Source organism: Caballeronia sp. LjRoot29 (genome assembly GCF_964252755.1).
Taxonomy (GTDB): Bacteria; Pseudomonadota; Gammaproteobacteria; order Burkholderiales; family Burkholderiaceae; genus Caballeronia.
The window spans coordinates 78,878-91,902 of the sequence record NZ_CAXUPU020000015.1; the positions used below are offsets into that span (position 1 = coordinate 78,878).

Annotated in this window: 10 protein-coding genes; 6 read left to right on the top strand and 4 right to left on the bottom strand. The window is 60.7% G+C overall.

Annotated features, from left to right (window positions below):
- Positions 1-14: 14 nt before the first annotated feature.
- Positions 15-914 (bottom strand): phosphonate ABC transporter ATP-binding protein, encoded by a 900-nt coding sequence (phnC, locus tag ACSQ83_RS18050; protein ID WP_436229083.1) that lies wholly within the window; start codon positions 912-914, stop codon positions 15-17.
- 544 nt (positions 915-1,458) lie between these two features.
- On the opposite strand from phnC, the gene ACSQ83_RS18055 reads away from it, so the two are divergent.
- The 5 genes from ACSQ83_RS18055 (at position 1,459) to ACSQ83_RS18075 (ending at position 6,824) form a co-directional block, all read left to right on the top strand.
- Positions 1,459-3,804, top strand: a complete 2,346-nt coding sequence (locus ACSQ83_RS18055) for an EAL domain-containing protein (RefSeq protein WP_436229084.1) — start codon at positions 1,459-1,461, stop codon at positions 3,802-3,804.
- A gap of 35 nt (positions 3,805-3,839) precedes the next feature.
- A complete protein-coding gene (locus ACSQ83_RS18060; protein WP_436229085.1) occupies positions 3,840-4,268 on the top strand; it encodes a hypothetical protein in 429 nt (142 codons plus the stop codon).
- Between the two features lie 39 nt (positions 4,269-4,307).
- Entirely contained in the window at positions 4,308-5,048 is a 741-nt protein-coding gene (locus ACSQ83_RS18065) for a hypothetical protein (protein ID WP_436229128.1), read from the top strand.
- Between the two features lie 399 nt (positions 5,049-5,447).
- Positions 5,448-6,320: a hypothetical protein gene (locus ACSQ83_RS18070; protein ID WP_436229129.1), complete on the top strand. Its 873-nt coding sequence runs from the start codon at positions 5,448-5,450 to the stop codon at positions 6,318-6,320.
- Between the two features lie 111 nt (positions 6,321-6,431).
- On the top strand, positions 6,432-6,824 hold the full coding sequence (locus ACSQ83_RS18075) for a hypothetical protein (RefSeq protein ID WP_436229086.1): 393 nt from the start codon (positions 6,432-6,434) through the stop codon (positions 6,822-6,824).
- A 32-nt stretch (positions 6,825-6,856) separates the two neighbouring features.
- Here the strand turns inward: ACSQ83_RS18075 and ACSQ83_RS18080 are convergent, their stop codons facing one another.
- Positions 6,857-8,278: a purine-cytosine permease family protein gene (locus ACSQ83_RS18080; protein ID WP_436229087.1), complete on the bottom strand. Its 1,422-nt coding sequence runs from the start codon at positions 8,276-8,278 to the stop codon at positions 6,857-6,859.
- Between the two features lie 359 nt (positions 8,279-8,637).
- Positions 8,638-10,197: a methyl-accepting chemotaxis protein gene (locus ACSQ83_RS18085; protein ID WP_436229088.1), complete on the bottom strand. Its 1,560-nt coding sequence runs from the start codon at positions 10,195-10,197 to the stop codon at positions 8,638-8,640.
- Positions 10,198-10,450: 253 nt separating this feature from the next.
- Here ACSQ83_RS18085 and bluB point away from each other — a divergent pair, with 253 nt between their 5' ends.
- Complete coding sequence (gene bluB, locus ACSQ83_RS18090; RefSeq protein WP_436229089.1) at positions 10,451-11,119, top strand: 5,6-dimethylbenzimidazole synthase; 669 nt, start codon at positions 10,451-10,453, stop codon at positions 11,117-11,119.
- A 17-nt stretch (positions 11,120-11,136) separates the two neighbouring features.
- Here bluB and ACSQ83_RS18095 read toward each other — a convergent pair whose 3' ends face one another.
- Positions 11,137-12,687 carry a methyl-accepting chemotaxis protein gene (locus tag ACSQ83_RS18095; protein ID WP_436229090.1) on the bottom strand — a complete coding sequence of 517 codons (1,551 nt, stop codon included), beginning with the start codon at positions 12,685-12,687 and terminating at the stop codon, positions 11,137-11,139.
- Positions 12,688-13,025 lie beyond the last annotated feature (338 nt).

The following is a 13,025-nucleotide window of genomic DNA, read 5'->3' on the forward strand; positions in this document are numbered from 1 at the left end:
ATGAGGGCAAGCCTTCAGGAGCTCGTGGCGGACGCCGACGCGAACGCGGCTGAGCGGGCCGACGCACCTTCCGGGCGCGCAGCCGCCCGATCCACGGCACGCTCGGCAAGCTTCTCCACGTCGCGCAACGTGCTCTCCGGGTCGGTCAGCAGCTCTTCGGCCGCCGCGCCATATAGGTCGCGCAAAAGAGAGGGCGTAAGGCTGGCGGACGGGCCGTCGTACACCACGCGGCCGTCGCGTAGCGCGACGGTGCGCGCGCAATATTTCATCGCTACGTCGATCTGGTGCAAGGACACCACCACGGTCAAACCGTGATCCTCGTTCAGCGACTGAAGCAGCTCCATCACACGCCGCGACGACTCAGGGTCGAGCGACGCGATAGGTTCATCGGCGAGCACAATGCGCGCTCGCTGCACCAGCGCACGCGCGAGCGCGGCGCGCTGTTGCTGACCGCCGGACAGCGTGCTGGCGCGCTCGTTGATGTGATCTCCAATTCCCATTGCACTGAGCGACGCCATCGCAAGCTCATGCTCCACGCGCGGAAACCGGCCGATAAGACGTCGCCACAACGGCACCCGCGACAACGCGCCAAGCAGCACATTGGTGCGCACGGTGAGACGTCCCACGAGATTGAACTGCTGAAAAACAAACGCGACATCCCGGCGGATTCGACGGACCTCGCGCGCGACCTTGCCGTTTTGCTGGATCGGCCGGCCAAGCAGCGTGACATGCGAGGGCGCCGGGTCCGATGCCGTAAAGCCGGCGATGTGCCGCAAAAGCGTGGACTTCCCTGAACCGGATGCACCAATCAGCGCGATCATTTCGCCTTCAGCAACTTTCAGGTCGATGGAGTCGAGTGCCTTGCGGCCGTTATTGAACGTCTTGCAGAGACGTTCAATGTGAATTGCATCCATGGTGTCCTCGCGTTCGCATGTCAAAGCTTTTCAGCGTCGAGAGCGATTCTAGGAACACAACATGACGTCGCGGTGACGCTTGCAAGACGTCTAGATGAATACACGAATTTGACCCGTTCGAGACGTGGGGCCGGGTGCTCGCCGACAGCTCGCAACCAGCCGCCAGGATTGACCTAAATTAAGGGCATGAATCTTTTCGGACGCGGCGGGAATCGCCACGCGGCTAGTCTTATGGGAGCTTCAGGTTGTGCGGCGCACCACGCCACACCAAGATCACCCGGTCCTAATTGCCGATTCAATGCGATTTCGGGTTGTCTGGAATACTGGACAGCCCAGCCCGAACGGCACGCATGGTTTTATTTGGCAAAACAATACGGTTGAATAAACATTCACTTGAGCCCGGTCACGCCTAGTAAGACAATCCGTTTCATCCGACGATAATCGGATCATGTGATTTAAATATCTACGGTAGTTCAAACAATTCGGCCCGACACAGCCGACAGCCATCGTCAACGAATGAGGCTGCTAAAACTAACCCGAGAACATGCTCAACGCCCTGCTCCCGCCAACCATCAAGCCTGCGCTTCGGCTCTGTTTCCACCGCCGTTCAATGGATCAGCAACGGCCGTTATCGACGGTCACCATGGCCTTTACCGTGGTGGCGTTCCTGATTTTCGTCATCGCCCGCGCCCACGTAACGGGTATCGACTTACCGCTCTGGCCGCGCCTGACATGCGCAGTCGCCCTGCTGCTGCTGGTCGCGGCCATCCCCAAGGCGCCGTCCACGTTCCTGTTCGGCCTGATCGGCGTGCTCTATGTGGTGATCCTGCAGATTGGGATTGTGATCAATGTCGAAGGCGTGGAAAAGCCGCTCTTCTGGATGCTGCCCGCCGGCATGGTCATCCCTATTTGTGCGGCGCCGCTGTGGCTGACGCCGCGGCATTTCATCCTGGGAACGATCGCGTTCTACCTCGCCGGGCTGCCCTTCGTCATGGCCGCGCCCTTCACGCACGACGACTATGTCCTATGCGCAATGTGGGTGGCTATTGGCATCCCGACAGCGACCGCGTTCCATTTCGGCTTTTATTGGTTCCGGCTTAACCACTTCCTGCTCGAAGAGAAACTACGGGCGCTCGCTGCAACCGATCCCTTGACCCAGCTCCTGAACCGGCGCGCTTTTCTCGAGCAGGCGGGACAAATGCTGAGCGAGACGAAAGGTGACGATGAAGTCGTCAGCGCGATCTTCCTGGACATCGATCGCTTCAAGTCCCTGAACGACCAGTACGGCCATGTGCGAGGCGACGAAGCGCTGCTGGATGTCACCAAAGTCCTGAATGACGCTGTGCCTGCCCACGCAGTGGTCGGCAGGCTGGGCGGCGAAGAGTTCGCGATCCTTATCAAGGCAAACGCTCCGGATCGCGCGACCGGGCTCGCCGACACGCTGCGTATCCTCATTGCATCGATACTCCGGCCCGATGGTTTTCTCACCGCCAGCTTTGGCGTAGCGCATCGCCGTCCGAACGAGACCGCCACCGAGTTGCTCGATCGCGCCGATGAAGCGCTATTGCGCGCGAAACACGCGGGCCATAACCGGGTGTTCGTCGAGCAAGCGCGGCGGGTCGAGCGCGTACGCGCCACGGCGCTGGATGAGGACACCGAGACTCCGGTCGATGAGGAGCCGGTCGTTGCCACCCGCTGGGGCGCGTTCGATTTGTTCACCCACTACCAGCCGGTGTACAGCTTGTCGCATCAGAAGCAGGTCGGATTCGAAGCCCTGCTTCGTGGCTTCGACCGCCATGGCACGCCGCTGCAGCCCGATAAACTATTTGCTCCGCAATCGAATCCCGGTATCAACGACCTGGATTCGCTGACTCATCATCTCCATCTCGCGAACGCCCGCAAGCGTCTGCCGGATGATTGCTGGCTCTTCCTGAACGTCGCGCCGTCCACCTTCATCCAGCCGGGTTATGAGCAGACGCTGGCCGCTATCGTCTTCGAAGCAGGACTCGATCCGCGTGGAGTGGTGCTGGAGATTCTCGAATCCGAAGGCGTGGGCGTCGAGGAGCTTGCGCTCGCCGCATGGCGGTATCGCGGCTGCGGGTTTCTCATTGCAGTCGATGACTTCGGCGCGGGTCACTCCAACCTCGACCGCCTGCTGCGCATCCAGCCCGACTTCGTCAAGCTCGACGGCGCGCTGATTCGCGCGAAGAGCCGTGCCTCGGATCAGCCGCTGCTTCCCACCATTGTTTCGCTGCTGCATCGGGCGGACATGCTGGTCGTGGTGGAGGGCATCGAGACGACCGAGGAGCTCATCCTGGCGGTGGAATCCAACGTCGATTTTGCTCAAGGGTTCTTGCTGGGCAGACCGAGCGCCACGCTGCCCTCAGCGACGGCGGTCACACGGCGCATCGATCACGCATTCGATGTCATTGCCGAAGGCCGCGCCGTGCGCACCGCGCGCTTCGAAGCGCAGTTGGCACCGTATCTCGGCATACTCACCACTGCGGCGACGGCGTTGACGGACGGCGCTACGGTGGAAGACGCCATCGCGCCCATGGCGAAGATGGACCTGTGCAAACGCTGCTTTGTCCTCGACGATACCGGGCGCCTTTTGGGGCAGGAAATTACCGGCCACGCGGAATCGGGCGTGGACTTCCGGCTCGGGCCGTTGTTCGCGGCGCAATCGGGACGATGGGATCATCGGCCGTATTATTGGAAGGCGGTGGCGAACATGGGAAAGGCTGTGTTCTGCCAACCGTATTTATCGCTGACCAGCGGGCGCGCGTCGGTCGGCGTGACCATGGCGTTCACGTGCGACGCGCGAGTGATGGTTGTTGGAAGTGAACTGGACTGGACGTCGCCGCACCTGGCGTGGCCGACGGCGGAGTGATGACGGAGTGACGGCGGAATAAAGGCGAAAGTGCGATGACGACGAATGACGCATGGCTATTTCAGATCAGAATCACGGTCTCACCCGAGGCCGCTGCCATTTTGCGTGGAGATCCACAGCGGATGCCCCCTGCGCTAAGTGATTTACTGCATCGGCATGCCGCTTCGTTGAAATGCCAGTTCGACGCATTTTTCGACTATGTCAATGAAGCGGAAAGACTTGGCCCGGAAAAATATCCGCTTTATCAATGGACCAAGGAGACAATCGAAAATCCTGAGAAAAAAGCTAAATATCTGCGGTCCTTCACCGTTTATTCGGAGGGTGAAGAGGTGTATCCCGGAGCGATCGCAGATCTGCTGCAAACTGACTTGTTAGCGCTGGCAGCGGCCACCGGAATCGAGCGAGTAGTCAAGATCGACACTAATCCCGCAAACAATCCGCAACCGCCTAAGCGCGAGCAATAGCGCGCCGCTTCGCCTGGCAGTCCAATTACAATGCCCTGGATGAATTCCCCTCCTCTACAGCATCGCGTGCGAGACCTGCTCACCTCCTATTTCTGGAGTGGCGATGTCATCCGTAGCCGGCCCGTAAGCGACATCGTGCTAACAGGCACAGTCGACGTGCCTGTGCCCCCCGCGCGTCTGCTTGCAGATTGGGAACGCGAGACATCGTCGCGCATGGATCTCGAAGCCGGGGAAGTCGAAGCAATGCCTCTGGCTCGATCGCTCATGCGCTGGCCGGACTACAAGCGTTGCGTTGGGGCGGTGTCCGACTGGACCTGCGCGCTCGGACTGGGTGACGTACTTGCAGAAAGCGACGTAGCGCTCATGGCCTGCCGAGGAGCCAAGTACCATCATGACGGTGCGCAATATGGCGGCGCGGCCTTTTGCAATCTCTTCATGAGCGAAGACAAGGGCCTGGACTTGCATTTCCCCTCCGCGGGCCATCGAATTCCCCTGACCCGGGGGACTGTTGTGATATTCGACACCGGCCAGCCTCATGGCGTCATCCAACGCGGCAGCAGCGGTTTTAATGCGGCCGATTTCGCGCCTGACCGGGATTGGACGCAGATATTCCTGACCTGGGAGCTTCCAATTGAAGATGCCCATGTTGGGAACGCGCTTAAAGTTACCTTCGACGTCGACCCTTCGACCTCGATGCAACTCGACGAAGAGCAAATCCGGGTGAACGGCGCGAAGGCCAACGTGTGCCCGGATTCTGGCCGATGGTGTCCGGTCGATTAATCATCAGGACCACTGCGCGCTTTTGCGGCCCTTGACCGTTGACTGAGATCAAGCTTGGCTATGCTTGCCGTGTTCATCGTGAGAAAAATACCTCAAGACCACGCGCATCGGCGTGAGGTTTCCACACGCAACAATTCATGTCGAAATATGTCACGGGGCATTTCGTCCGCTCGGAAACCCCCGTCTGGCGTGCCTCCGCCGCGGTGACACCGCGTGACATATCTTCGTTGATGATAAAAATTTCGCGCACTCCTATAGTCCGTTCATCGCCACGCCGCAGTGATCGAAGTGGCCTCGAACCAAATCGGAGATTGTGTGAATACTCGCTCGTTCGTCCCCCCGACTACCGCATCCGTACGCGGCGCCCTGCGCAAACTCGTGCTTGCCGCAACCGTCGCCATGCTGGCCCTCAGCAGCGCTTCAGCTTTCGCCTGGTCGCAACACGGCGCCGCTTACACATCGCATGGCACCTATAACGGTGCCCGCTACGGCTCATGCGGCGGCGGCAGCTGTTCGCATGCAGGCGGCGTCGCCGGCCCCTACGGTGGCTTCGCGTCCAACACGGGTACGGTCACCCGCAACGCGCCGGGCGAGTTTTCGAATTCGGGCACCGCGACCGGACGCTATGGCAATTCCGTGCAACACGCCGGCGACACCAACTGCGCGGGCGGCACCTGCTCGCACACGGGCACCCTCACCGGACCGGACGGCAAGACGGCCTCCACATCCGGCGACGTGACGAGAAACGCTCCGGGCCAGTATTCATCGTCCGGGTCGATCACCGGATCGAACGGCAACACGATCGATCATTCGGCATCGGCGAATTGCGCGGGCGCTACGTGCTCCCGTTCGGGCACAGTGACCGGTTCGGACGGTGGGAGCGTCTATCACTCAGGTTCGGCAACGCGGGTTGCGCCGGGCGTTGTCACGACCTCGGCCAGCGCAACAGGTACCTACGGCCACACCGTAACAACAAGCGGAGTGGTGACCACCACGGGCGTCGTCACCACGGGCGGCACGACGGTCGTCGTCGCGCCCAAGCCGGTGGTGGTTGCTCCTCCGCCCGTGTATGTGCCGCCGCCTCCGGTCGTGTATGTGCCGCCTGCCCCTGTCGTCTATGTGCCGCCGCCTCCGGTTGTCTATGCACCGCCCCCGCCGCCGCGCGTGTACGTTGCTCCGCGCGTTGTGTACATGACGCCTGCGCCGCGCCCTGTCGTATGGGTACCGGCTCATTGGGTCGGCAACGTCTGGGTACCGGCGCACTGGTCATGAGCGATAAGGTGAAAGGCGCTTTAGCGAGTGTCGACTGCCGGCTTAGCGAGAAAATCTGGCATTCTATAGCGACCACACAACATGAACGCCGCCGCGCCCGCCTGATCCCCGATGCCAAATTATCTCGATGCTTCAGCCCTCGTCAAAATCGCATTGCACGCAAAGTCGCTAGCCGCAGGGCCTTGCAATTGCACACGCACGCCGCTTGACGGCTGGAACTCCCAGCCGGTTTCTCTCGACGAACAGCGCCTTGAGGAAATCGGTACGCTGATCGCGGACGACGATCCTGAGCCTGGTTATCAGGAGCACTTGCCGGGCAATATTGATTATTGGTCCCCCGAGGCGCCCATCGCTCCGCGTTTTTTTCCGTATAACCGCTGCACCGTGTGGCAATGCACGCAATGCAGCCGCGTTTATCTTCGATACACCGAAGGCGGAGGTTACTTTGTTGACCGTCGGATTCGCGCGGTAAATTCGGCCTTGATCCAGGACGTTCCTCTCTAGCGCGCGAGGGGCTGCCGAACCCGCGCCCTCCGCTACTTCGCTTGAGACGTCGGCTGGGCAGGCAGGATCAAATGCGCGGGCGCGGCGTGTGCCTTGTGGCGAGCGGCAAAGTAATACACCAGAGCCGGTACCGCGAGCCCGACGATCCACGAAATGTCGGCGCCGTCGAGCTTGTCCACCAGCGATCCGGTATAAAACGCGCTCGAAATGAAGGGGAGTTGCACGAGCACCCCGATTGCATACACCACGATACCGGTCACGTTCCAGCGACCATATCGGCCATCGGGATCGTAAAGCGCGGGGACGTCATAACGATCCTTCGTAATGAAGTAATAGTCCACCAGGTTGATCGCGCTCCACGGCGTAAAGAACGCGAGCAGAAACAAAATGAACGATGAGAATTCCTTTAGGAATGCGTGACGTCCGGCGAGCGCGAGGCCCATCGCAAGTCCAACCATGGCGACAATGTAGACCGCGCGGTTACGCGTCGACAGACGCTGCTCACCGCGAAAGCCGCTGACCACCGTCGCAATCGACATCACGCTGCCATACGCGTTCAGCGTCGTAATCGTGATCTTGCCGAACGCAATGACACAGTAAAGCATCGCGGCTATGGCCCCGCTCCCGCCGAGGCTGACGACGAACGACACCTCGTGATGAGAGAACTCTTTGCCAGCGAGCGCGGCAGCGAACACGCCGAACACCATGGCCACTTGCGCGCCGATCACCGAACCAAGTCCGATGGCCCAGAACGACTTGCGCGGCGACGTGGACGAAGGCAAGTAGCGAGAATAGTCGGCAACGTACGGGCCAAACGCAATCTGCCACGAGGCGGACAGCGACATCGAGAGCAAAAAGCTGCTCAATGTGAAGTGCCGGTTGGCAAGCAAGGAACCAATGTCATGACCGGTGAGCAGCCGCGCGAACATGTACACGAATGCCAGCACACCGATCACGCTGGCGACGCGGCCAATCGCGTGAATCACGCGGTACCCGAATACCGTAAAGCCGACGATCACCGCTGTGAAAACGATAATGCCGACTGCGTCGTCCACGTGCAGCAACTGCGCGACGGCCTGTCCCGCGAGCACGGAGCCGCTCGCCGAGAAGCCCACGTACATCAGGCAGACCAGCGCGATGGGAATCACCGCGCCGTACACGCCGAACTGCACGCGGCTCGATATCATTTGCGGCAGTCCGAGTTGCGGACCCTGGGCTCCGTGCAGCGCCATCACACCGCCGCCCATGAGCTGTCCGATCATCAAGCCGATCAGGGACCAGAACACGTCGCCGCCGAGCACGACCGCCAGCGCGCCAGTCACGATCGCGGTGATCTGGAGATTGGCTGCAAGCCATAGCGTGAACTGGCTGAGAAGACCGCCATGGCGTTCGGCGTCGGGGATGTAGTCGATGGTGCGGCGTTCCGCAATGGCGCCACTCTTTGATACGGACATAAATTCCCTCGAGTCAGTGGCGTCGCATCAACTGCGTATCGCCAGCTTCTTTCACTTTCAAACCGTCGTCGCGCGAGACGGCAATTCGCGATTCAGTGTGACTGTAGGGGAATCAATATGTATAGACAAGTCTGTGATTATCGATGTTTACCCGTAACTCATTGTTAGTAAAAAATCAGGCTATACAAGCCAAAGTAACTTCAAATCAATAGGTTGTAGTCGGTTTTTCCTGACAAGCACGTCGCTTTACATCAATGCATATTTTTTAATATGTATAGACAAGATGTAAGGTCGCCCGCTCTTTCTCGGTAAGCCACCGATCCCTCACCGCGCAGTGCGAAACGGCCAAAACTGCATCGTCACGCAATGGCTGTCAGACGGAACAACGCCACCGCGTCGTTCAACTGCCGGCTCTGCTCTTCGAGCGACACCGCCGCCGCAGAAGCCTCTTCCACCAGCGCCGAGTTCTGCTGCGTCATTTCTTCCATTTGCGCCACCGTCACGTTGACCTGCTCGATTCCCGTGGTCTGCTCGCCGGAAGCAAGGCTGATCTCCGCCATGATCGCGCTGACGCGTCTGACCGCTTCGACGACTTCGACCATCGTCGCGCCCGCATGAGCCACGAGTTGGCTGCCGTCCTTCACGCTCGACGTCGACGTACCGATCAACTCCTTGATCTCTTTAGCCGCCGATGCCGAACGTTGCGCCAGGCTTCGCACCTCGCTTGCCACGACTGCGAAACCCCGGCCCTGCTCGCCTGCCCGCGCAGCTTCCACGGCCGCATTCAAAGCGAGGATGTTGGTCTGGAACGCGATCCCTTCGATCACGCCGACAATGCCGACGATCTTGTCCGAGCTGCCCGAGATCGCGTCCATGGTCGCGACCACGCGGTTCACTACATCGCCGCCACGCAGCGCAATGTCGGATGCACCCGCCGCCAGCTCGCTCGCGTTGCGCGCGTTGTCGGCGTTCTGCCTGACGGTCGCGGTCAACTGCTCCATGCTCGATGCCGCCTCCTGAAGCGACGCAGCCTGCTGCTCCGTCCGCGCCGACAGATCGAGATTGCCGCCGGAGATCGCATGCGCGTCCCGCACAATTGTCTCCGCGCTCGAACGCACTTTGCGCACCGTCTGTGCAAGCCCTTCCTGCATGCCCTTCAATGCATTGAGCATGTAGCCCATCTCGTTGTTGCGCTGGACCGTCACAGTGCTGGTCAGGTCACCGGCCGAAATCCGCCCGAAATAATCGACGGCCATATCGATCGGCCGCACGATCGCCCGGGTCAAGATCCGCTGCGCGAAAAAGCCGATGACGAGGGCCACGACCGCGGCCGCGCCGAGGGTCCAGAGCATGGCTTCGAAACGTGCATCGGTGGTGTCGAAGCGGGCTTTCTGGCGCTCGACCTGGAAATTTTCCAGCGCGGTCAGCGCGCTTTGATAATCGGCGAAGAGCGCGGGCGGCGCTTCCCGCTGAGTCGTGAGGAAATCGACCAGATTATCCTGATCGAGTTCGGTCAGCGCCTTCTGGAACACCTGGGCGAGCAGTTGGTCGCGCCGCGTCTGCATTGCATCGATAAGCGCCTTCTCCGCCGGCAACGGCGCGTGAAGCTTCCGGAAAGCGTCCAGTTCCTTGTTGCTCTCATTTAGAAGCGCATGCTGACGGGCAATTTCGCGCTGGGCGGGCTTGCCGGCGCTAATCAGTTGCTCGACTTCGCCGAATCCGGCGCGCAGCAACAGCAAGCGCTCCGAGCTGGTTTTAAGGTGCAGCACGGAAGCTGTATCGTCTCGATACATCTCCCTGAGCGCTGAATTGCTGCCGTACAAACCCAGGATGCCCACCGCGATGACCGCAATGAGCAAGACGGTGTAAATGGAGATCGTCGCGACCAGGCCGCCGCGAATGGTCATGTGTTTGCGCATAAGGGCTAGTCCCCACTGCGTCGCGGTAGTACGCGGCGCAACAGGTCTGTATCCTCCGGATATCTGGGGCGAACCGTGAAGGGAACCACTGGAATCAAGCGTCGATTGATCAGATAACGGCAGCGCGAGGTCTGAGGATTTATCGGAAGGCGACGCCGATATGGCGTATAGCGACATCGAGGCGCGTTCGTGGTGCGTGGTCCCGTCCTTCACCGGTTGTTCGCCCCTAGGGCACTTTTTTAAGCATGGATGTATGACTGATTCGACCTTCAAGCGCTTTTCCGAACCCGAGATTGCCGCGGTCTACCGCGCGATCCACGAACGCCGCGACATGCGGCATTTCACCAACGCCCCCGTCGACGGCGATCAAATGGCGCGCTTGATCGACGCCGCGCACCATGCGCCGAGCGTCGGCTTCATGCAGCCCTGGCGCTTCGTGCGAGTGACCGACCGGACCCTGCGCACCGCGCTGCATGACGTCGTGGAAACCGAGCGGTGCGCCACCGCCGAAGCGCTCAACGAACGCAGCGACGAATTCATGCGGCTGAAGGTCCAGGGCGTCCTGGACTGCGGCGAGGTCGTGGTCGTCGGCTTGATGGAAAATCGCGAGCGTCATATTTTCGGGCGCAGGACGCTGCCGGAAATGGACCTGGCATCGGTCGCGTGCGCGATCCAGAACATGTGGCTGGCCGCACGCGCCGAGGGACTCGGCATGGGTTGGGTGTCGCTGTTCGACGTGGAGGCAGTCCAACGGCTGCTGCATATGCCTCCAAACGCCAAGCCGGTTGCCATCCTGTGCATCGGGCATGTGGAGTATTTCTACGACGAACCCATGTTGCAGGCAGAAGGTTGGGCCAGGCGTGTGCCGACATCGAATTGCGTTGAAGAGAACCGCTGGCCCGAGACCCTTGCGGATGCCTGACGCCGCTACGCGTCTCGCTAAACTTCTGCCAGTTTGAAAAGCGCGACGGCCGCGTTCATCTGCGCTGCCTGCGTTTCCAGCGACGCCGCCGCTGCGGCCGCCTGCTCAACCAGCGCCGCGTTTTGCTGCGTCACCTGGTCCATCTGCGCGATCGCCACGTTGACCTGCTCGATACCGGTGGTCTGCTCCTCCGACGCCACCGTGATCTCCCGCATGATGTCCGTGACCCTGCCTACCGCGATAATGATGTCGCTCATCGCGCTGCCCGCGTTCCGAACCAGCACCGAGCCGTTGCCAACACGCTCCACCGACGTGGTGATCAGTTCGCGAATCTCCTTCGCTGCCCCGGCCGAACGCTGAGCCAACGCGCGCACTTCGCTTGCGACCACCGCGAATCCGCGGCCTTGTTCGCCCGCACGCGCCGCTTCAACTGCTGCGTTGAGCGCAAGGATATTGGTCTGGAACGCGATCACTTCAATCACGCCGATGATCTCGGATATTTGCTTCGAACTGCTATTGATACCGTCCATGGTCGACACCACGTCGGCTACGACCTGACCGCCGTGACCCGCTGTTGCCGATGCGGTTTGCGCGAGGCCGCTCGCTTGCCGGGCGCTGTCGGCGTTCTGGCGCACCGTGCTCGTCAGTTGGCCAATGCTCGCTGAAGTTTCTTGCAACGATGCCGCTTGTTCCTCGGTTCGTTGCGACAGGTCGATATTCCCCGACGCTATCTCGCGCGTTCCCACGGCCATCTGTTCCGTGCCGTTGCGAACGCCGCCGACTATCGTGCTCAAGCCGCGTTGCATCGTCGATAAGCCTTCTATCAGGCGGCCGATTTCATCGTGCCTGCGCGCGTTTAGCCGAGTTGCCAGGTTGCCGCCGGCAATCTCCGTGCATGCGTCGACCGCTGCACGCAGCGGCACGATCACGATCCGCTCCAACGCAACACGGGAGAAGAACGCCAGCACAAGACCGGCCGCAAGCAGCGTTGAAGCAATCCACGTAACCGTGCGGGTGCGTTGTTGCGATGATTCAAAGCGCGTCTTGCCGTGCTCGAATTCCATGGCGACAAGCGGCTGCAGCGCGGCATCGTAGGTGCTGAATGCGTCCTTGATCTGGTTCTCGTTGAACTCGCGGACATCGCTCGCGCGCTTCGATTCCAGCGCCTCCACTGCCGGCAGCAACGTCTGCTGCACGAGTTGCTTGCGCGCAATGTCCGCGGTCTGCATGAGCGTTTGCTCTTCGTGTCCGCTAGCCAATACTGCAAACGCTTTCCATGCGGCATCCGCGCCTTCGATTGCGCCTCGAGCGTCACGCAGCAACGCGAACGACGCCGCACTGCCCGCACGCGGATCGTAGTCCTGCAACGCCGTGCGCGCGATCAGCAAGCGGATCGTGTCCTTGGCGAGCAGGTCCAGACCACCGGTGTCCTGCATGTAGAGCGCGCGCATGGATGCGTCCGCCGTTCGCGCCGCGTAGATGCTGTAGCCGCCCGTGGCCGCCAACATGATGGCGAAAGCCGCCACCAGGATACTGAGCCATGCCTTGATGCTTACCGCTGTTTTCATCGAATCTCCATACGATGCGCCGCTTCGCGCGATGACATCGGCCCGTGCCGACCCTTTCCTTACGGCGTGCGGGTGGATAAGTTTAGCCGAGCAAGTGGGCGACGCAGATTGCAGCCAGGCGCCGCAAAGCCTTGTTTTATAAGGCTCTGGCGGGAGTGATGCTGGACTGGACGGAGATTTTGCAAATACCGGTTATACGCGTGGCAACACGGTTTTGACTCTTGATGGCAGAAGGTTTGTCACTTCAATACTGGCATGCATGCCTTCGGCCTCACGTCGATCACTACAACAACTTCGCGCGTATCGTAGGCGAATCTGCGTCACCGGCCTTTTCATCG